Source organism: uncultured Fluviicola sp. (assembly GCF_902168135.1).
Lineage (GTDB): Bacteria > Bacteroidota > Bacteroidia > Flavobacteriales_D > Crocinitomicaceae > Fluviicola.
Genome location: NZ_CABHOL010000008.1, coordinates 1 through 21186, shown reverse-complemented (window position 1 = coordinate 21186; position 21186 = coordinate 1). Strand labels below are relative to the sequence as shown.

15 protein-coding genes and 1 pseudogene are annotated in these 21186 nt (G+C 42.3%); 9 read left to right on the top strand and 7 right to left on the bottom strand.

The features are described from left to right. The first annotated feature begins 3 nt into the window (after nucleotides 1-3). From rimK to QZT69_RS01130, 8 genes are all read left to right on the top strand, one after another. Nucleotides 4-882, top strand: a complete 879-nt coding sequence (gene rimK, locus QZT69_RS01165; RefSeq protein WP_294669739.1) for a 30S ribosomal protein S6--L-glutamate ligase — start codon at nucleotides 4-6, stop codon at nucleotides 880-882. 3 nt (nucleotides 883-885) lie between these two features. Then, nucleotides 886-1863, top strand: coding sequence for a succinylglutamate desuccinylase/aspartoacylase family protein (locus QZT69_RS01160; RefSeq protein WP_294669737.1), 978 nt, complete (start codon nucleotides 886-888; stop codon nucleotides 1861-1863). Further along, entirely contained in the window at nucleotides 1860-2336 is a 477-nt protein-coding gene (locus QZT69_RS01155; RefSeq protein WP_294669735.1) for an RNA methyltransferase, read from the top strand. Before QZT69_RS01160 ends, QZT69_RS01155 begins: the two co-directional genes overlap by 4 nt. Nucleotides 2337-2531: 195 nt before the next feature. After that, nucleotides 2532-5954: a PKD domain-containing protein gene (locus tag QZT69_RS01150; protein WP_294669733.1), complete on the top strand. Its 3423-nt coding sequence runs from the start codon at nucleotides 2532-2534 to the stop codon at nucleotides 5952-5954. A gap of 1 nt (nucleotide 5955) precedes the next feature. Beyond that, nucleotides 5956-6924, top strand: a complete 969-nt coding sequence (locus QZT69_RS01145) for a PorP/SprF family type IX secretion system membrane protein (protein WP_294669731.1) — start codon at nucleotides 5956-5958, stop codon at nucleotides 6922-6924. Between the two features lie 19 nt (nucleotides 6925-6943). Then, the gene (locus QZT69_RS01140) at nucleotides 6944-10630 is read left to right on the top strand and encodes a PKD domain-containing protein (RefSeq protein WP_294669729.1); all 3687 of its coding nucleotides are present in this window, start codon (nucleotides 6944-6946) and stop codon (nucleotides 10628-10630) included. Nucleotides 10631-10633: 3 nt separating this feature from the next. Next, nucleotides 10634-11620: a PorP/SprF family type IX secretion system membrane protein gene (locus tag QZT69_RS01135; RefSeq protein ID WP_294669727.1), complete on the top strand. Its 987-nt coding sequence runs from the start codon at nucleotides 10634-10636 to the stop codon at nucleotides 11618-11620. A 15-nt stretch (nucleotides 11621-11635) separates the two neighbouring features. Beyond that, nucleotides 11636-13723, top strand: coding sequence for an OmpA family protein (locus tag QZT69_RS01130; RefSeq protein ID WP_294669725.1), 2088 nt, complete (start codon nucleotides 11636-11638; stop codon nucleotides 13721-13723). Between the two features lie 72 nt (nucleotides 13724-13795). Here QZT69_RS01130 and QZT69_RS01125 read toward each other — a convergent pair whose 3' ends face one another. After that, nucleotides 13796-14110, bottom strand: a complete 315-nt coding sequence (locus tag QZT69_RS01125) for a rhodanese-like domain-containing protein (protein WP_294669723.1) — start codon at nucleotides 14108-14110, stop codon at nucleotides 13796-13798. 117 nt (nucleotides 14111-14227) lie between these two features. Further along, a complete protein-coding gene (locus QZT69_RS01120) occupies nucleotides 14228-16276 on the bottom strand; it encodes an OmpA family protein (protein ID WP_294669722.1) in 2049 nt (682 codons plus the stop codon). A gap of 267 nt (nucleotides 16277-16543) precedes the next feature. Between QZT69_RS01120 and QZT69_RS01115 the strand changes: the two genes are divergently transcribed. Then, complete coding sequence (locus QZT69_RS01115; RefSeq protein ID WP_294669720.1) at nucleotides 16544-17035, top strand: hypothetical protein; 492 nt, start codon at nucleotides 16544-16546, stop codon at nucleotides 17033-17035. An 83-nt stretch (nucleotides 17036-17118) separates the two neighbouring features. Here the strand turns inward: QZT69_RS01115 and QZT69_RS01110 are convergent, their stop codons facing one another. The 5 genes and pseudogenes from QZT69_RS01110 to abc-f form a co-directional block, all read right to left on the bottom strand. Then, the gene (locus QZT69_RS01110) at nucleotides 17119-17760 is read right to left on the bottom strand and encodes an O-methyltransferase (protein WP_294669718.1); all 642 of its coding nucleotides are present in this window, start codon (nucleotides 17758-17760) and stop codon (nucleotides 17119-17121) included. Nucleotides 17761-17762: 2 nt separating this feature from the next. Then, nucleotides 17763-18218: a DUF1569 domain-containing protein gene (locus QZT69_RS01105; RefSeq protein ID WP_294669716.1), complete on the bottom strand. Its 456-nt coding sequence runs from the start codon at nucleotides 18216-18218 to the stop codon at nucleotides 17763-17765. A gap of 3 nt (nucleotides 18219-18221) precedes the next feature. Next, nucleotides 18222-19076 (bottom strand): hypothetical protein, encoded by an 855-nt coding sequence (locus tag QZT69_RS01100; protein ID WP_294669714.1) that lies wholly within the window; start codon nucleotides 19074-19076, stop codon nucleotides 18222-18224. A 62-nt stretch (nucleotides 19077-19138) separates the two neighbouring features. Then, a pseudogene (locus QZT69_RS01095) lies at nucleotides 19139-19474 on the bottom strand (DUF6150 family protein). Nucleotides 19475-19554: 80 nt separating this feature from the next. After that, on the bottom strand, nucleotides 19555-21141 hold the full coding sequence (abc-f, locus tag QZT69_RS01090) for a ribosomal protection-like ABC-F family protein (RefSeq protein WP_294669844.1): 1587 nt from the start codon (nucleotides 21139-21141) through the stop codon (nucleotides 19555-19557). Nucleotides 21142-21186 lie beyond the last annotated feature (45 nt).

Sequence of the window (21186 nt, the reverse complement as noted above, 5' to 3'; positions counted from 1 at the left end):
AGAATGAAAATTGCCATTTTATCACGCAATCCGCAGTTGTATTCTACCAGACGTTTGGTTGAAGCCGCTGAAAAACATGGACATGAAGCTCATGTGGTAGATCATTTGCGCTGCAATATCGAAATCGAACAAAAAGGACCGTCTTTGTATTATGGGGCTGAGTATTTGGAAGGTTTTGATGCTGTAATCCCGCGTGTGGGAGCGTCTGTAACATTTTACGGAACTGCGGTTGTTCGTCAGTTCGAAATGATGAATGTTTTTTCCGTGAATAGTTCCCGCGGAATTGTCCATTCACGTGATAAGCTGCGTTGTCTTCAGGTTTTATCAAAGGAAGGTATCGGACTGCCGAAAACCGTCTTCACTAATTATTCCCGAAATGTAGAACACGTGGTTGAATCTGCAGGTGGTGCTCCCGTGGTTTTGAAGTTATTGGAAGGAACGCAGGGGTTGGGGGTTGTTTTGGCAGAAAACCAAAATGCGGCCCAATCTGTTTTGGAAGCATTTAATGGTTTGAAAGCACGGGTAATCGTCCAGGAATTTATCAAAGAGGCCGGAGGAGCGGATATTCGTGCATTCGTTGTGGACGGAGAAGTTGTAGGAGCTATGAAACGCCAGGGTAAAGAGGGAGAATTCCGTTCGAACCTGCATCGTGGTGGAACAGCAACTATCCTCGAGCTGACGGAGGAAGAAAAAAGAACGGCTATTAAAGCAGCTGATGCTGTAGGTTTGGGAGTGGCAGGAGTTGATCTCTTGCAGTCTTCACGCGGACCACTGGTGCTGGAAGTAAATTCCTCTCCGGGGCTGGAAGGCATCGAACGCGCAACAGGGGTTGATATTGCCGGAAAAATCATTGCTTTTATTGAAAAGAGTGTAAAAAAATAAATTATGGCGCGATTCTACATACTTGGAAAGGAAATTCTGCCGGGACAGAGTGTTGAACTTAGCATGGATGTAGCAAAACTGCATACGCACACGCCGGTGCAGGTCCCGGTTTTCGTTGAGCGTTCACTGAAAGACGGACCAATCGTTTTGCTTATGGCAGGAATGCATGGTGACGAGATCAACGGAATGGAAATTATACGCCGGGTGATCCGTAAAAAATGGAACAAACCGATTTCAGGAACGATCATTTGTCTTCCGGTATTCAATATTTTCGGGTATTTGAACCTGAAACGCGAACTTCCTGACGGCAGGGATTTAAACCGAAGTTTTCCGGGTTCTAAAAACGGCTCGCTAGCAAGCCAGTTTGCTTATCAGTTTATGAGCCAGATCGCTCCGAATGTAGATATTGTAATTGACTTTCATACGGGTTCCGCACAGCGCTCTAATATTGCCCAGATTCGCTGCCTGCTCTCTGATCCTGTCAGTATGGAGTTGGCTCAGGTTTTTAATCCGCCGTTTATTGTTCATTCAAATTACATTTCCAAATCGGTTCGCGAGGCCCTGAATAAAATGGGGAAGAAGATCCTCTTGTTCGAGGGTGGCAAAACGAATTCAATTGATGAAACGATTGTTGAAGAGGGATTGCTGGGAATTCAGCGTATCCTAAATTATTTTAACATGAAAAGTTTCAAACTGGAGCAGCCGGAAAAGGAAACAATAATCATCAAATCATCCAAATGGCTGCGGGCACCGCTTTCAGGAGTTTTTCATGCAGTTGCAAAAAACGGGCAGTATGTAGAAAAAGGAGAAGTGATCGGTTATGTAAGCGACCCCTACGGTTCTTCGGAGCGTAAGATCAAATCCAATTCGAAAGGATATATCATTTGTACCAATGAAGCGCCTTTGGTGAATAAGGGAGACGCAATCTTTCATATCGGAAGCGCAATGAACGTTGAAAAATTCAAGTCGTCTGATCTATGAAAACATCGAATATTCAGGGATATTGCGCAATTGGTGTTTTTAATGCCAAGACGGACCATAACATCGGTACCTTGTGGAGATCGGCTTATATTTTAGGCGCGTCTTACATTTTTACTGTTGGGAAACGTTACAAAAAGCAAACTTCTGACGTGACAAGGACCTGGGCACGGATTCCCTATTTTCACTACGACAGCCTGGAAGATTTGTGTGAGAATGTTCCTTACGATTGTCACTTGATTGCGGTTGAATTAACCGAAAATGCTGAATTTTTGCATGATTTTGAGCATCCGAAACGCGCAATTTACCTGTTGGGATCCGAAGACCAGGGACTTCCCGAATCGGTTTTGGCGAAATGCCGGAAAGTGATTAAACTTCCGGGAAATTCTTCGCTCAATGTTGCCGTAACCGGAAGCATCGTCCTGCACGATCGGGCAGCAAAATTAAAACCGGATCTTCCCCCGAATCACCGGTAAATATTAGTTTAAACGTCTAAAATAGTTGTCTTTCGACGAATGGCCCTAAAACGCTGTTAAATTCGTAACTAACTGATTTTTATTTATAAATTTCCGTTTTCACTGTGTGAATGGCATGTTTCGCTTTATTAATTTTAGTTAAAACTGATCTTATAAGCCTTATCTTTGCGATCTCGAAACTGAGATAACTTAATTATGTTCAGATTTATACAACTTTTCCTTCTTGCGTTTGGCCTGGCTACAACTGTAAGTTCTCATGCGCAGAGAGATACCGTTTTTTGGTTTGCTGCTCCGGATGTTTCTGCTGGTATAGGGCAGGATCCCGTCAAGCTCCGTTTTCAATCGTATGACCAGCCGGCAACAATTACTGTTACCCAGCCTGCAAACGGCGCATTTGTTCCGCTTATCCTAACGATGCCTGCTTTCTCAAGCGATAGTATTGATCTCAGCTTGGTTCTGGCTCAGATCGAGAGTCCGGCAGCGAATGTTGTTTCGAATAACGGGATAAAAATCAGTTCTACCGGTTTGATCAATGCGGTTTACGAGGTAATTGCCCCGAATAACAAAGAAAGTTTCAGTCTGAAAGGCGGGAAGGCTTTGGGAATAAATTTCTACACACCTTTCCAAAAGTTTTGGAACAATGAAGTAACAACTCCTGCTACTTATTCGGGAATTGAAATTGTTGCGACATTGAACAATACAACAGTCTTAATTACTCCAAGAACAGCAATTACAGGCCACGCGGCTAATGCTACCTTTTCGGTGGTTTTGAATGCCGGGCAGACATACAGTGCCAGAGATGTTGATGTAAATGCATCTACAAGTCTTGCCGGATCTATTGTTTCAGCCAATAACCCAATAGCCATTACCGTTTTCGACGGGCAGCTGGTTCAGTCAGGCTGCGCAGATATGATCGGAGACCAATTGGTGCCGACTCCTTCCATCGGAACAGACTATGCAATTTATAAGGGAACTTCAACCACTGATCGTATTTACGTTTTGGCAACACAGAACGCCTCAACTATTGAAGTAGCGGGCGTAAGTACAACGACTACACTTATCAATTCTTCCGAAACATTGGAAATCCCTATGACGGATCAGCTGATTTCTATCAAATCCACCAAGCCGGTATATGTGTATCATGTTTCCGGTTTTGGGTGTGAATTAAGTGCGGCGGTTGTTCCGAGTTTGAACTGTAAAGGAAATAACAACATGGCTTTTTCCCGTTCAAGCACAGATTCATTGGGAGTTGTTTTAGTAACCAGAACGGGGTTCGAGGGGGATTTTTTGCTCAACGGAAGTTCCGCTTTGATTACTGCAGGTATGTTCCAAACGGTTCCCGGAACCAGTGGTCAGTATAAAGCAGCACGTATTTTCTTTAATACTGCAGAAGTTCCGGTAAACAGTCATAATATGATCGTGAACCTTGGAGATATCTTCACCATGGCAGTGATTTCAGGAGGAGGAACGAATACAGGTGCGGCTTATGCTTATACCACCGACTTTTATGCAACTGCATTTTCACAGGCAGGAGTGAATGACACGGTTTGTGCGAATGTAAGCTACACTTTAAATGGAAATGTAGGAGGAGGTGCTGTGACCGGTTCATGGTCAAGTAATGGTTATGGATCTTTCCAAAACGGATTGAACTCTGTTCCGAATACTTATATTCCAAGTCCTTTGGATACGCTTATCAGCCCGATCAGGATTATTTTATCGACTACAGGATTTTGTCCGGTTGCAAGAGATACCATGTATCTTGAGATTACTCCGGCACCGCTTGTCAATGCAAATGTCGATCAGTCGGTCTGTGAAAACAACCCGGTTATTGAGCTGGATGGAATTATCGGTGGTGGCGCAGCAACCGGAGTCTGGACTTCGAACGGTTCCGGTACGTTCTTGCCCAATGCAGCAACTTTAAATGCAACTTATGTTCCTTCTGCGACTGATTTGGCCTCCGGAACACTTCAATTTGTACTTACATCTACTAATGCACCTTCCTGTGCTATGGTTTCGGATACGATGATGGTCAATTTTACAAATGCGGCGAATGTGCAGGCAGGTCCCGACACCTTAATTGTATGTGCAAACAATGCGAATGTTTCCTTATCGGGAACTGTTAGCGGCCCGACTACTACCGGAATATGGCTAACCAGCGGAACAGGTATTTTCTCACCGAATAACAGCTCGTTGAATTGTACCTACATCCCGAGTGTTGCTGATACTACGGCAGGTTTTGTATGGCTTTACCTGAGATCAACTTCAAACGGGAACTGTAACCCGGTCGAGGACAGTATCTATATTTCTATCAATGATGCACCTAAAGTAGATGCGGGTCCTAATCAGTTGAAATGTTCGAATGCAACATTGGTTCAGTTGAACGGAAATGTTACCGGTGGTCCTTTCGGAGGTGTTTGGAGCGGAGGTTCCGGAACATTTAGTCCTTCAACCAGTGCATTGAATGCGACATACGTGCCTTCTGCTTCTGAAGTTTCTAACGGAAGTGTTGTACTTACTCTGACATCAACGAACAATGGAACATGTACGGTGGTTTCGGATGCAGTTCAGGTAAATTTTGTAGCACCTCCTTTTGCGAATTTCAGCGGGACAAATGTCTGTGAAGGACTTCCGAATGTCTTCACGGATTTCTCACTTCCCGGCTCGGGAACACTGACAAACTGGGCATGGACATTCCAAACCGGCCAAACATCCGCAAATCAAAATCCAAATTATAATTTTGGGACAGCAGGTTCATACCCGGTAGAATTAATTGTTACCAATTCAAACGGCTGCAAAGACACCGTTTCCATTTCAGTTTCTGTTTTCGACAAGCCGGTTGCGGACTTCAATTCTTCCAACTCCTGTCCGAATAACCAGGTTACTGTTGCATTTACAGATGCTTCTGCAAGTACAGAAACGATTAATTCCTGGTTCTATGATTTCGGTGGACAAGGTTCGGCGGCTATGGCTGATGTCAACCAGCAGTTCGCGAGCGGCGGGACTTATACGATTACACACATTGTTTCAACGGTGAACGGATGCTCCGATACGATCATTGAACCAATTACCATAGATCCGCTTCCGGATGCAGGTTTCTACTACAACTCAAACGGCGGTATGAACATCGGAGCCGTATTTAACTTCATTGACACATCGGATTATGCGGTGAGTTATTCCTGGGATTTCGGAGATGGTTCTACTTCCAATTCAATGGACCCGAGTCATACTTATTATGGGAACGGGAATTATTACATTGTTCTCGAAGTAACTAATGCACTGGGGTGCACAGATAGTGCGATCCGTTTTGTAGCAATTAATACCGTTACAACTGAGATCAACACCTTGATCCCTACTATTATTTCTCCAAACGGAGATAGCGCCAACGATGTTTGGAAACTCGATTTCCTCGAATTGGCCTATCCGAATGCACATATAGAAATTTACAATGAGTGGGGGCAGACCGTTTTTACTTCGGATGGTTATGATACTCCCTGGGATGGAACTTATGACGGTGAGCCTGTTCCTGATGGGAATTACCTGTTTGTCATTCAATTGAATGCAAATGCCGACCCTGATATTTACAAAGGAGTATTAATGGTGTTAAGAAAACGAGATTAAGATGAACAAGAAGAATTTTATTACAACCTTATTTGTGACTCTGTTCTTTGTTTCATATGGACAGCAGCAAAGCTTATTCACGAATGTATTTGCAAATCCACTGCATTATTCTCCGGCTTATGTGGGAAGTACCAACTACCACGAAGTCAGTTTCTACAATAGAAGCCAGTGGGTTGGATTTAAGGATGCTCCGCGCAATTTTTACCTGAATTTCCATGGTTCTTTTAAGAATAAAGCGAAACACGGTTACGGAGTTCAGGTATTGACCGAACAAATGGGATTAGTTGGAAAAACCGGAATTTACGTCAATTATGGGTATCAATTGAAATTTAGCAAGGAATCGAAATGGAAATTGGGATTGGGAATTCGTCCGGGATTCGTTCAGTACCGGGTTCGTTTGTACGATGCGGTTATCGCCGACGAAGGAGATCCGATCTTTACCGGGAACAGTTATTCCGGAAATGCATTTGATGTCAATGCCGGTTTTCGCCTATACAGCGATAAGTTTGAGTTTAGCGGAACACTTGATCATATGATTATGGGGAAAAGCTTTAATTCTTACAACCAGAACTTACAGTTTCACTATACGATACAGAGTTCCTATAAATTCCTGATCAAAAAGAACTGGGAACTAAGACCGGGCATTTTATTCCGTTATACGAAACCGGTTCCTGCCCAACTATCCATTATGGCCCAGCTGGCATATAAGGACAAGTTCTTCGGAGGATTGAATTTCAGAACGAACGATGCTTTGGGGATTTTCCTCGGGGTGAGATTGAAAAACCGGTTGGCTATTACCTACGGGTATGACTACAGTTATACGCAACTGCGAAAATACAGCGCAGGATCGCATGAGATCGGTATCTCATTTGTAATTACGAAAAACAGGCCTTCTTTAGAGGAGGAAGATGATAAATTGAATAATAGTATTCTGGAAGATATCCAAAAGGAAATCGATAAGAATAAATAGTAGGATGAATTTAGAGCTTATGAAATTACGTCGGATAATACTACTGCTAGCTTTGATTTTTACGGTCGGGTCATTCGAAAGTAAAGGTCAGATTGACTCGGTCTTTTGGTTTGCTGCACCCTGGGTAACGCCAAGCCACGCCGGAAATACACCCATTGCGTTGCGTATATCAACATTCAATGCACCAACAACTGTTCGGGTTTATCAGCCTGCCGGAACTTATGATTCTACGTTCCTTGTTCCTGCAAACTCTCTGAGTTCGCTCTTTTTAAGTTCAATTGTGAATACCCTGGAATCAAAACCGGCTAATTCCGTATTGAATTACGGACTTAAAATCGAAGCAGATACTCTAATTACGGTAGTTTATGAGGCGGTTACAGTTGTCAATAATCCCGAAACATACTCGTTGAAAGGACAAAATGCACTGGGAACAGAGTTTGTTTGTCCTTTCCAAAATACCTGGGCAAATGGTAATTATGCACCGATACAACCTAAATCAATGATCTGTATTGTTGCAACTGAGGATAATACGACTGTTTGGATTACTCCCAAAGCAACGGTGGTCGGACATCCTGTAGGGATTACCTATTCAATCGTCTTAAACAAAGGTCAGACCTATACTGTTGAGAATGTTTCCCAGGCAACCAATACTCCTGGGAATAACCTTGGCGGAACCATTGTAGTATCGGATAAACCGATTGCGGTGACTGTTTCGGATGACTCGGTAACTAATTCCGGTGGTGGATGCCGCGATTTGATGGGAGATCAGATTGTTCCGGTAGATGTGGTTGGTACCAATTACATTGTGAACCGTGGAAACATGTTTGCAAACTCCCAGGAAGGAATTTTCATTGTTGCAACTCAAAACTTTACTTCTGTAAGTGTTACAACAAACCTTGGAACATTTTCACAATTATTAAACCAGGGTGATACCTGGAAATATGTACTGACGGCCACTGAAGCCCTTGCTTATGTGGATGCAGACAAGAATGTATACGTGTTGCAGGCAAGCGGCTTCGGATGCGAGGTCGGGGAAGCATTGTTACCTCCGATTAACTGTGCAGGATCCAACCAGGTAAGTTTTACACGTACCAACTCAGAAACTTTTATCTTAAACCTGCTTTGTCCCACAAGTGCAATCAACAATTTTACGCTGAACGGAAGTACAACACTTGTTCCCGGATCTGCTTTTAGCCCTGTTCCCGGAACGGGAGGGTTTTGGAGCGGAGCCCAGATTACGTTCAACACGACAGATATTCCGGTTGGTTCATCGAACTTAATTACAAACTCCAGTGAATACTTTGGAATGGGAGTAATTAACGGTGGAGCAAGTTCGGGATGTTATTACCACTATATGTCTGCTTTCAACAGAAAAGTATACACCAAAGCCGGAAATGATACAACGCTTTGTAACGGAGATCCTTCTGTATTATTGAATGGTTCCGTTGAAGGTGGTGCAACTACAGGTGAGTGGACAGTAATTAATGGAGCAGGTTCTTTTGTCAATGCAACCGATTTAGCGACTTCTTATGTTCCTTCTGCTTCGGATTACACGCAGGGAACTTTGACTTTTGTACTTTCTTCTACCGGAAACTGTGATCCGGTTAGAGATACGATGGTAGTGACATTTATCCAGTCGCCGGAAGCTGATGCCGGAACGGATAATTCTTACTGTAAGAACAACGTAGGAGCAGTTCCGATTAACGGAACGTTTTCCTATTCTGCAGCGGCAACCTGGAGCGGTGGGGATGGAGGTGCTTTCGGCAACATCGGATCGGCATCAACAACTTACACGCCTTCACCGGCTGACCTGGCATCTGACAGTGTTATGCTTTTCTATACCACCACGGGAAGTTTCTTCTCTTGCCCCAATAAACAGGATACCGTAGTCATTTATTTTACAGAAGCTCCATTTATTGATGCCGGCGGAGACCAGCTGGTTTGTTCAAATACAACGAATGTTCCTTTAAATGGAATTATCACCGGAGTTACGACTACCGGTATTTGGTCTGCAGACGGCACCGGAGGTTTTTCACCTTCCCAGTCAAACCTGAATGCAGATTACGTGCTGTCAACAGCTGATATTTCAGACGGTACGGTTATGTTATACCTTGAATCGACCAACAACGGAAACTGTTTGGCTGTAATGGACAGTCTTGAAATACAAATCATCGATTTCCCGGTTGTAACAATTACTTCCATGGATTCGATCTGTTCGAATAATGCAACGTTGAACCTTACAGGAACGGTAACTTCCGGTTTTTCAACGCAATGGACAACTTCCGGTTTCGGTACTATTGCAGATCCTTCCAACCTCAATACATTCTATACAATTTCCCCGGTGGATGTCACAAACGGATTTATCGATGTTATTTTGTCTACAACCGGTATTTGTCCGATCGCACACGATTCTATTCGAGTGACCTTTGTTTCTCCTCCACAGGTAAATGCCGGAACTGATCAAACTTACTGTCAGAACCAAATGGTGCAATTGAACGGAAATATCGTTGGGGCAGATACTACCGGAACCTGGTCTACATTAGGAACAGGAACATTTATTCCGGGACCCGGCTATCTGAACGGATTGTATGATCCTTCAGCGGGTGATGTTGCAGGCGGACCAATCAGTTTGATCCTTACTTCCACATCTAATTTCGGGTGTCCGCCGGATAGAGATACGATCCAGATTACTTTCAACCGGATCCCGACAGCTGATTTCAATTTTACAAATGTATGTCAGGTTAGTAATATGAATTTTGTAGATGCCTCTGTGGCTAATACCGGAACATTGTCTTCCTGGTCCTGGTCTTTTGGGGATAATACCAACTCAATTGCGCAAAATCCGCAGCATGCATATACAAGTCCGGGTAACTTTAATGTGCAGATGATCGTTACTTCCAGCAACGGTTGTACGGATACGGTTATCAAGCCGGTAACCGTTTATCCTTTGCCGAATCCGTCGTTCAATGCTTCGATCGCCTGTGAGTCATACCCGACAAATTTCACGAATACGTCATTCATTCCTTCCGGAACTATAGCGAGCTATTCTTACGATTTCAACGGAATAGGTTCGAGTTCGCAGCCTAATCCTTCGTTTGTATTCCCTTCAAGTGGAATTTACAATGTGAGCCTTACTGCAGTATCTGATTTCGGTTGTACGAATACGGTAATCCAGCAGATTGATGTACATGCAATTCCGACAGCATCATTTACAGCTACGCCAAATCCGGCGCTTGTTGAGCAGGATATTACTTTCACAGACGTAACTTCCGGAAATATTATTTCCTGGCAATGGGATTTCGGGGATGGAGAAGGAGATAATACGGAAATCACAACCCACAGCTATCCGAATGGTGGAGTTTACGTGGTTACATTGACCATTGTGGACAATATCGGTTGTATCGATACGGTTTCCAAAGAAATTTCAATTGCTCTGCTTCCGGTGCTTCCAAGTGGATTTACTCCTAATGGAGACGGGGAGAACGATGTGTTCATTATTCGCGGCGGACCGTTTAGAAATGTAGATTTTAAAGTATATAATAATTGGGGGCAGGTGATTTTTGAATCGAATGACTCCGAAGTGGGATGGGACGGAACATACAAAGGAGAACCGGTTCCTTTGGGTGTTTACACCTGGACTTTTGTGATTGATATGGGAAGTAATTTTGTTGTCAGAGAATCAGGCGACGTAACTTTAATACGCTAAGTCATGAAATTGAGAATTTGTTTTTTTGCCATTTTCTTGAATGGATTGTCTTACGGACAGGATGCACATTTATCAATGTATGATGCTGCACCGTTATTTTTGAATCCGGCTCTTACGGGAGTTATGGAAGGTGATTTCAGAGTGCATGGTCAATACCGTACCCAATGGAAATCCGTGAACTACAAACCATATACTTCGGCTTTGATCAGCTTTGATATGCCGATTAAGAAATGGGGATTTGGAGTTCAAATCAACAACTTCAGGGCCGGAGCCGGTAATTTTAATGTGTTGCAGGGATTGCTCTCTGCAGCTTATTATGTTCCGCTGAATAAGAACAAAACACATATTGTGAACTTCGGTATTCAGGGTGGAGTTACCCAGAAATCCATCGAGTACCAATTATTGTCTTTCAATAATCAATACACACTGAATAATGGTGGAGAGTTTGACCAAACCCTGGTGTCCGGGGAAGATTTTGGTGCTCAGTCCAAGTTTATCCCGATGTTGAATGCGAGTGCTTTGTATTACTATTCGAAATCTCAGGCGCGTTTAAATCCTTTTATCGGTGTTTCCATGTTCAACCTGACTCAGCCCAATGAATCGTTTTTCGGGAGAGAAAGTAAACTTCCCTTGCGGATGTATACACATTTAGGTACGCGTATCAACATTACGGAACTATTCTATGTTATTCCGAAAGTGTTGATCATGCAGCAAAAGAAGTTTCATGAACAAACTTATGCAGTAGAAGCAGGTTATTTCCTGAAAGGAAGCGGCGCATATGTATTGGGAGGAGTTATCTTCCGTGCAAAGGATGCCATGATAGCCACATTGGGTATGAAAAAAGATGCTTACACGCTGAAGCTGGCTTACGATTTCAATATTTCCTCATTGACTTCCACATCCAAGAGCCGCGGAGGGTTTGAAATTTCCTTTACCTATGTACACAAAAAGAAAAAACCAACCGATTACAAAATCTGTCCACGACTATAATACGCATTCGCAACTATGAAATCGAAGATCATATGCTTGTTGTTTTTGGTGATATCCGGCATGTCACTGGCACAATCAAAAAAAATGTATATCTATTTGGGTAATGAGTATTTCAATAAACTGGATTACGCAAATGCCGTTGAGCAATACAAATTGGCCCTGTCTGATTCGGTGGCAAGGTCAACCATGACTTATCCGTACGAGATCCAGGTGAGCAACCAAAAGCTTTCCGGAAAAAAAATAGAAGTGGATACAAGTCTGCGTGTAACAATGGAGGAGTACCTGCATCACCATATCGCATGGTGTTATTTCCGTTTACACGATTACCCGAATGCAGAAAAACACCTGAAAAACACGGTCGATGAAAAAGCATATCCTCACGATAGTTATTATTTGGCTCAGAGCTACATGAATAACAGCAAATATGATGAGGCAATTGCTCAGTTTGAAGATTATATCCGCTCTCCACAGGCCGATATTGAATTGTTACATGCTGCACAAGTTGCAATGACGGGTTGTCACCTGGCAAAGGAAGAGATCGAGAAAACACGTGAGATTAGTGTGAAAATGGCTGATACCAGTGTGTTTAACAAGGGAACAGCAAATTTTGCTACGATGTACTTCGATAAAGACCAAAAGTTAATGTTTACCTCAGCAAGAACCGGAGGAGTTATTTTGAACGAAAAGCAACAATCGGAATACTTGTGTGATTTGTATTGGGTTTCTTTAAATAGTGATGACAGCACCTGGTCGGCACCAACGAATTTCGGGCGTCCTTTGAATAGTGCCCAAAACGATGGAGCTGGATCGTTTAATAATAACAACGTGATCTTCTATACTCGTTGGAGTGAAGAAAAGAAAACCGAGCAAAATATCTACCTGGCGCGAATGATGAACATGAAGTTCTTCGAAGCTTATAAATTGGATACATCGGTGAATTATCCGGGTTATAAAAGTATTCAGCCATATGTTTCCATGGATGGGCGAACATTGTATTTCTCGTCCAACCGCCCGGGAGGATTAGGAGGAATGGATATCTGGAAGATTGCAATTGACTCTGCCGGAAATACGATCGGTCATTGTGAAAACCTTGGATCGTTGATAAATTCCGATCAGGATGAGGTAACGCCATTCTTTCACGAGGTTTCATCCACTTTGTTCTTCTCATCCAACGGACACGGAAGCATGGGAGGACTGGATATCTTCAAAGCACATTACGACCGCGAAACAGAAGCATTTAGCGTTCCTCTTAACCTGGGAATGCCTATCAATTCGGCAAGAGATGATGCTTACATGATGTGGGACTCCCGTTTGTCCAAAGGATTCTTCTCAAGCGACAGAGAGCCGTGTAATGGCGGAAGCTGTTACGATATCTACGAAGTAGTCAATGAACCGATCCGTATCTATCTGAGCGGATATTCTTACAATAAAGACACGGAAGAAATCTTACCGAATGTCAAACTGACTTTCAAAGACGTGCGCGGAGTTTTTCCTTCTTACAACATTGTAACGGATTCAAACGGTTACTATGAGAAGGAATTGACTTATGGGGTGGAGTTGTTTATTAAAGGTCAGAAGATTAACTATTTTGCCGATGCAACGAGTTTAAATACCAATTCCATTACCCAGACAACAAGTATTATCAGGGATTTCTATTTAAAACCGATTCCCCAGGAAGAAATCGAGATCGAAGGAATTGAGTACGATTTTAACTCCGATAAACTAAGACCTGCTTCCCAGGCCGTTTTGGATAAACTATTCGACTTCCTGGAATTGAACAACAACATCGTCGTGGAAATCAATTCACATACCGATGCCCGCGGAAAGGATGCTTACAACCTGGACCTTTCTCAAAGAAGAGCGAAATCATGTGTGGATTACCTCGTTTCCAAAGGAATTGATCCTTCGCGTTTGATTCCGAAAGGATACGGAGAAACCCAGCCGAACCAATTGTACGGACCGGATAAGAAACCAGTTTTGGACGCGGAAGGAAAACCCGTTATGTTGGTTGAAGCATACATCAATACATTTAAGGTGAAAGCTGAACGTGAAGTCTTGCACCAAAAGAACAGAAGAACTTCGTTTAAGGTTATTAATCAATAGAAAAAGTTCAACTGTTCAAGCGTTCAAATTGAATTAGTTGAACCGTTGGAACTTTTGAACCCATTGAACCGGTTAAGGACAATCTTGGTAATTGGTCCAGGAAACACCGTTCTTAAAAACAGTTTCATGTCCTTTCTGCGTGTTCATATACGATGTGGCCTGCAGAGCACTAGCACCGGTCTCACAGACAAAGATCACCGTATCGTATTGCAATAATTCGGTTTTGTGCTTTTCCAGTTCGGGTAAGGGAATATTGATTCCTTGTCCGTGTCCCTGTTTCCAGGTAAGTTCCGGACGAACATCTACAACTATCGTTTTTCCGTTGGTCGATTTTTGATCGCATGCTAAAAGCATAATTGAGATCAGAAGGAATAAAACTATTTTCATCAATCAAACATAAGAAAATTATAAATTATCAATTGGATGAAATTAGCAAGGGGGATCCTGCAATAAACAAAAATCCCCCTTGATAATTAATAATTAAAATCATTGATAATTCATAGATCACATTCCTTGTATCAGGAACTCTGTTCTACGATTTTTCGCTTTATTTTCCGGAGTATCATTTTCAGCTTTTGGTTTTGTTTCTCCATATCCTTTTGCCTCCAGGCGATCATCCTCGATTCCCAATGAGATCAGGTAATTCTTCACACCTTTGGCACGTCGGTCGGAAAGATCTAAGTTCTTTGCATCATCGCCATCACTATCGGTGTGACCCTGGATCATGATCTTAATCGTCGGGTTAGACTTTAAGAAACGCGCAAATTCACGCAAAATGAATTTCGATTTACCGGAAAGAACATCGGAGTTGTAGTCATATAGGATATCGTTGATGGTATAAGCTTCACCCACTTTTAATTCTTTGACTTCCAGTTTGTTGTTCAAACGGTTTTCTTTCTTCGTGATCTCCTCCTTGGTGATCAGTTTGGAGTCAAAAGCGGCTCCCTCTTTTTTCACAGAGACCATGATATCCTGCGGCTTGTCCGTTTTAACAACCACGGCAAATTTTCCATCGTTCCCGTTTACACGCACCTGTTCTACCTTTTCAGAGTTTTCATAAGCAACTTCGATAGTCGCATTTTCGATAGGCTTTCCTGCCGGATCTTTCAAATCTCCTTTAATGATCGTTACGGCTTTCGGTCTTGCTTCCTCATACAGGTCGAAGCCATAGATGTCCCATTTTCCCTGTTGCTGCGAAGAGAAGTAAGCCAGCTTTCCGTCTGTTGAAACGAAAATCCCGACTTCATCTCCCTTGGAGTTGATCGGATATCCGATGTTTTTTGGTTTGCTCCAAACACCATTTTCTTCACGCATGTAGAAAATATCAAGACCTCCAACTCCCTTGCGCTCATCCGAAACAGAGGAGACGAAATACAAAGTTTCACTATCCTGGTGGAGGAACGGACTTTTATCTTTTCCAGCTGTATTGATTTCGTCAAAAGGACGCGGGGCTCCCCAGGTTCCGTCAGCATTTCTTTTAACTACGAAAACATCGTTGTCCTTGGTGGTTCTGCGGTTAGCAGTGTAAAATAAAGTATTCCCGTCTGCCGACATGGACGGTTGTGCTTCCCAGCCATCAGGAGTATTGATCTTCGGTCCTAAATTTACCAGGTCCGTCCATTGATAATCAGAAGGATTCGGTCCTGTTTTTTGATAGGTTGTCGAATAAAGATCACAATTCATGTATGGCTGACCGTTTACTTCTGTTTTCTTGCAGGCACAAATAATCATTTCCTTGTTGTCGACAGAAACAGTTGCTCCACCGTAACTTTGGAAATCGCCCTTGTTGAAAGGTTTGGGGAATGCTTTTCCGCCATCGAATGCAATTGCGTCATCCGTTCTGCTGGAATAGGTGTAAATTTCCTGGATATTGGAAACTACATCTCCCAGGTTTTTCATGTCCTGCTTGCGCGTGTAAAACATCAACAGGTTATCAGGAGAGATCATTGGTAAGTACTCATCGTCTTTATCCGTACTCACATTCGGGATTTTTTTCGGGTTGAACGGTACCTCTTTAGCAAGCATTTCCGATTCTTCTTTTTGGGAAACAAGCAGTTTTTTTACGTCGGCCAGTTGTTTGGTATACTCAGCGCCATAGCGGCTGTTATCATTATTTTTAAAAGCTACGAATTTTTGGAACCAGGCAGTTGCGGACTCTTTGTCATCCTGTGTATAGTTGATAACTCCCAAATAATAGTAGATGTCAGAATGATAATCCGGACACAGTTCTGCTGCTTTTTGGAACAATCCTTCCGCTTTCAGGAAACTGCGGTCGCCGGTTGCCGGATTCGGACTTGTTTCATAAGCTTTTCGTCCCGATTCATAGGCATACATGGCAAATTCATAATAAGGGCCCGCATTTTCAGGTTCCGACTCAATGGCTTTGGCAAAATTCGTTGCGGCCGATTGAAGATCCGCTGAGTTTCTACCGGCATCAATGAGTTTTTGGGTCTTTTTAGAAGGAGCTAAACACGAAGGATCTTCTTCCTGCGCGTAAAAAGAAGTGTTGAAAGCAAGAGAAATTCCTGCAATAAATAAGTAGTTCTTCCACATATGCGTTAAAATACAGTTCGAATAGGCAATAATTATGCCCGATTTACTATATCGTAATTTCGACGAAAAGGTTACTCATTTTCCAAAGAAAGTTCAAGAAAAGTTCAAAAGATAAAATGTTCAATGGCTCAATTTTGAACATTTGAACGTTTTGAACTGCTTGAACGTTTGAACGCTGCGCATTTTTAAATCTTTTTGGCACAATTATTTCTTATGTTTCGTCGCTAAAATGCATACTTTAGTTCTATTAAAAACAAACCCATGAAAATGAAATTGTTCTTTAGCCTTAATCTTTTGATATTTGGTTTTTTACTTCCCGGAAAATTGAATGCCCAGTCAGGCTGCAGCGAGCAAAAAGTAGGACGAAGCTACTTCAGCATCTGTTCCGGTAATATTGTTACGGAGAAAAAGAAGCTCTTTCTGACAACAAAATCACTTGTAAAAAAGATTGACGGTAAAAACACCTATAAAATTGTTCATTACTACGTTTCCAATCGAAAAACTACCGAAACGGACGAAATATTCCTGGAATACAGTAAGTTCCTGAATAACCTGGAAACACACGAGTTTTACATCAACGGAAAAGAATTTACCGGTGTACTGAAAATCGCTCTTCCATTTAAAAATGAAGGTGTCAGCACACTTTATGACGGGTACGATCTTTTAACGGTGGAATTCAAGGAAGGAAGATTTGTTTCAAAAAGCAAAGCAACAGACGTTGAATTGGAGAAAGAAAAAGCAGTTATACGTCCTCAGTAATTATCAATAATCAAGGAATAATTATCAAGAGATTTCTCGTCTTGATAATTGATAATTCCTTCATTGATAATTAGAAAAAAGTTTTACTTTTTTCTCGCGATAAGAATCCCGTCCCGGATCGGAAGTAAAATATTTTCGACCCTCGGATCGTTGTGGATCAATTCATTGAATTCTTTCAATAACTGCGTGTCTTTATCGATTTTTCCTTCTGTTTGAACAACTTTACCTGACCACAAAACATTATCGGAAAAAATATACCCGCCCGGTTTCACTTTGTCAAAAACCAGGTTGTAGTAATTGATGTAGTTCATTTTATCAGCATCAATAAATACCAGGTCGAATTGTTCATTCATCCTTGGAATTTCTTCCATCGCATTGCAAATGCGGTAATCAATTTTGGAAGCATATTCGCTTTCTGCAATATAAGAACGAACAAAATTTTCCAATTGTGCATTGATGTCAAGGGTAATGATCTTCCCGTTTTCAGTCAATCCTTCAGCCATGCAAAAGGCGGAATAACCGGTGTAAGTTCCGATTTCCAGGATACGCTCCGGACGGATCATTTTCGAAAGCAAACTCAATAAACGACCCTGAAAATGTCCGCTCAGCATACGTGGTTGTAAAATATTCACATGCGTGTCGCGGTTCAGTTTTGCCAGCAAGGCAGATTCTGCCGTGGTATGCGCGCAACAGTAATCATCCAGTGCCTGATCAATAAATTCCATATTTATACTCCGAATTGCTGTAAATGATGGTCCAAATGCTTGTACATTCCCAATCCCCATTGTTCCTTGGTGATATTTCCGAAGAATGCATGCGGAAGAGCTGTACATTTTTCCATTCCTCCTTCCTGGAAAGCAATCAAATGATCAATCAATTCCTTTTTTGCTTTTTCAAAATCGGAAGTGGTGGTAATGATAAAATCTTTGTGTGTAGGACTGTTTTTCGGAACCGGCTTGTCATTGTAAAATGATTTTTTCATCATACTTCCAAGGATATAGCTGATAAACATGCGCTTCAATTCCTTTTGTCCGCGTGCCACTTTCATGGTTTCACTGCAATGGTCCAGCATTTGTGTCGCATTCATTTTACCCCAAAGCGGCTTTGCATCAGCTTGTAACTGATTGATTCGATCAATGCTTACATCCAGAGCTTGTTTCGAAAAGAGCGTTTTTCTGATCATAAATTAACCTTTAATGTATTCCCAATCTTTTATTTCATGGAACTTTGCATAATCCGCTTTTGCTTTCGGGTGCCACAAAGTCGATTCGGGGGAAACGCTTGGAATTTCTTCCAAAAGTAAGTCTTTTCTAATATAAATCTGGTTCATTCCCAAATCATTTGCTCCAACAAGCCTGTAACCTTTCTTCTCAGCCAGCTTATTCATTGCAATAACGCTTGCTCCATGGTAAATCGGGTGTTTGCCCGGATACATATAATCAGGATCGTAAGGTACTACGATGTTCTCTAAACCGAATTCCGTATGTGTTTCTATGACAACTACTTTCGGCTGAACCGCCGTCAATGCATCCCAAACCCAGTAATCATTTCCGTCAATATCTATGGAAAGCAATTCAATTTCTCCGGAAAGTCCTGCCTTTGAAACCAATTCATTGATGTTCTCCCGTTTGATAATTGCCCGGACGTATTTTGGTTTCGGATGGTAAGGGGTAGGGATTTTCGAATAGAACTTTTCCCCGCGCCGGATCAGTTTTTCGTCGCCTTCAAAGAATAATCCCGACCAGCCGAAGTGGATTGCCAGGTTACTGCAATTGCTGTTGATCCCGTCATTGGAACCTATTTCTATAAAGGTCTTGCTTCCTTCACCGATCAGAGAAAACAAAAAAAGCAACAGTCCGTCTTCTTCGAATTGGGAAAACACCTTGAATCCTGTCGTATTGAAAGCAGGCAGTTGTTTGTTTTTTTGTGCAAGCTGATAGTGCTGCATCAAAGCACGCTGCTGAATGCCGACAGAAGGGTGTAGTTTATCGCGGTGTATGCGTTTGCTGAAATGGTATTTAACCAGGTTTTTAAGCCACATGCCACGAAGGTAATTGAAAATTAAAAAGTAGGGACGAAAAATTTTTCACCCCTACTTTTATGTTAGTACATCAGCTGTTTCTTACTATTATTCACCCATCCGGCCTGGCTTTCGTAATCCACGAAATAGATTTTCAAATCTGCTTGACTTTCATACTTTACAAAGTAAATGGATTTTTTAGCCTGACTTTCATAATCTACGAAGAACCATTTTCCTTAATTTCCGCTCGCCTGCGAAGAATATGCGACTTTATAGACTTTAAGGTCTGCCTGGGATTCATAGTCCACCACAAAAACTTTCACGTCTGCTTGTGATTCATAATTTACGGAGTAAACTTCCTGGGAAAATGCCTGGCCCGTTCCGAAGAATAAAAGTCCAAATGCTAGTAGTGCTTTCATAATTGTTTTTATAAATAGTTCAAAGTGCTCAAAGCGTTCAAAAATAGCTTAATAGTTTGAACCATTGAACCTTTTTGAACTTACAAATTGATCCTGTGATCAATTTGTATTTGTTCGAGAAAAATTTCATCGTGCGAGACTACAAGGATTGTGCCGTGATACTGATTGATCGCTGCTGTGAGGATTTCACTGTTTTGGATATCGAGGTTATTCGTTGGTTCGTCCAATATCAGCATATCAGGGGCAATTGTTGAAATCGTCAGGCAGCACAGAAGCAACCGCATCCGTTCTCCGCCGCTCAGGCTACTACACGATTTATCCCAGGCTTCTTTGCCGAAAAGGAAACGGTTCAGGCGAATTTTGATTTCATGTTCCTGCAAAGAAATGGTGTTGAATTCTTGTGCCTGTTCATAAACTGTTTTTGAAGGATCGATCAATGAATAATCCTGGTCGATATAGACAATAACGCTTTCTGTTCGGTGAATGCTCCCGCTTTCGGGCTGAATTTCTCCCAAAATGACTTTCAGAAGGCTTGTTTTCCCGGAACCATTTGATCCATGAATTGAAATGCGTTCACCGCTGTTGATTTGAATACTTAAAGGTTTTTTCCACAATTTGGTTTTTCCGTAATGAAGATTCAATCCATCGGCTTTGAATAGTACTTTCCCTTTGTGAAGACCGGATTCCTCGAAACCAAACTGCATCTGATCCAGTCCTGAAAATTTGGATCTGACTTGCTGGAGATCGCCTGAAAGCCCTTCAATCTTATCGGAATGCATACTTTTTACCCTGGCCGTGCTGTTTTCAGCGTTGTTCCGCATGGTATTCATCATGATACGGGCGACGCCGGCTTTGTCTTGTTTCTTTTTTCCGCGGGAATCCAGCTTCTGCTGACGTTCCAGGGTTTCGCGTTCTTTTTCTTTGGCTCGTTTTAAACTTTTTTCCGCGTGCTGTAATTCGCTCTGAAGGGCTTCTTGTTCAATGGCTTTCTGTTCGGTGTAGAATTCATAATTACCGCCATAAGTCCTGATTCCGGATTGTGACAGTTCGTACATGGTGTCCAGCAACTGAAGCAGTTTTCGGTCGTGACTCACAACAAGAAGGGTCGAGGAGCTATTCCGGATAAAGTCATACAGCAATGATCTGCCTGACAGGTCTAAATGATTAGTCGGCTCGTCCATCAGGATTAATCCCGGTTGATGGATCGATATTCCAGCCAGGAAAACCTTCGTTTTTTGTCCACCGCTGAGGGATTCCAGTTTTTGCTCCAAATCCAGTTCTTGCAGCTGCCATTGTTGCAGTGCAGATTCACAGCGCTCTTCTATGGCCCAGTCGTCGTTGAGTATTTCCAGGTTTTCTTCGGAAACATTTCCCAGCAGGATTTGGTTGAGCGCTCTCAGTTTCTCGGCGATCTGTAATGCTTCCGCGATCGTAAGTTCATTGTATTGCCCGAATTGCTGGGGTACATAATACGGTTCCGACTCAACAGACAATTGCCCGGAAGTCGGTTGGAGTTTCCCTGCAATTAATTTTAAGAGGGTAGATTTGCCGGACCCATTGTTTCCAATGATGGCAGTTTTGTGATGAGTTTGGACAGCCAGGTTGAGATTTTCAAACAACCGGTCCTTATTGGGATGTTGATATGATAAATGTTGAAGAAGAACCATGATTTCTTTCTGTAAGATGAACAAATCGGGTAAACAGCTCTTGGC

Excerpts from the sequence above, each read along its gene's own strand:
- rimK (WP_294669739.1), top strand. The coding sequence starts at position 4 with ATGAAAATTGCCATTTTATCACGCAATCCGCAGTTGTATTCTACCAGA.
- QZT69_RS01160 (WP_294669737.1), top strand. The coding sequence starts at position 886 with ATGGCGCGATTCTACATACTTGGAAAGGAAATTCTGCCGGGACAGAGT.
- QZT69_RS01155 (WP_294669735.1), top strand. The coding sequence starts at position 1,860 with ATGAAAACATCGAATATTCAGGGATATTGCGCAATTGGTGTTTTTAAT.
- QZT69_RS01150 (WP_294669733.1), top strand. The coding sequence starts at position 2,532 with ATGTTCAGATTTATACAACTTTTCCTTCTTGCGTTTGGCCTGGCTACA.
- QZT69_RS01145 (WP_294669731.1), top strand. The coding sequence starts at position 5,956 with ATGAACAAGAAGAATTTTATTACAACCTTATTTGTGACTCTGTTCTTT.
- QZT69_RS01140 (WP_294669729.1), top strand. The coding sequence starts at position 6,944 with ATGAAATTACGTCGGATAATACTACTGCTAGCTTTGATTTTTACGGTC.
- QZT69_RS01135 (WP_294669727.1), top strand. The coding sequence starts at position 10,634 with ATGAAATTGAGAATTTGTTTTTTTGCCATTTTCTTGAATGGATTGTCT.
- QZT69_RS01130 (WP_294669725.1), top strand. The coding sequence starts at position 11,636 with ATGAAATCGAAGATCATATGCTTGTTGTTTTTGGTGATATCCGGCATG.
- QZT69_RS01125 (WP_294669723.1), bottom strand. The coding sequence starts at position 14,110 with ATGAAAATAGTTTTATTCCTTCTGATCTCAATTATGCTTTTAGCATGC.
- QZT69_RS01120 (WP_294669722.1), bottom strand. The coding sequence starts at position 16,276 with ATGTGGAAGAACTACTTATTTATTGCAGGAATTTCTCTTGCTTTCAAC.
- QZT69_RS01115 (WP_294669720.1), top strand. The coding sequence starts at position 16,544 with ATGAAATTGTTCTTTAGCCTTAATCTTTTGATATTTGGTTTTTTACTT.
- QZT69_RS01110 (WP_294669718.1), bottom strand. The coding sequence starts at position 17,760 with ATGGAATTTATTGATCAGGCACTGGATGATTACTGTTGCGCGCATACC.
- QZT69_RS01105 (WP_294669716.1), bottom strand. The coding sequence starts at position 18,218 with ATGATCAGAAAAACGCTCTTTTCGAAACAAGCTCTGGATGTAAGCATT.
- QZT69_RS01100 (WP_294669714.1), bottom strand. The coding sequence starts at position 19,076 with ATGTGGCTTAAAAACCTGGTTAAATACCATTTCAGCAAACGCATACAC.
- abc-f (WP_294669844.1), bottom strand. The coding sequence starts at position 21,141 with ATGGTTCTTCTTCAACATTTATCATATCAACATCCCAATAAGGACCGG.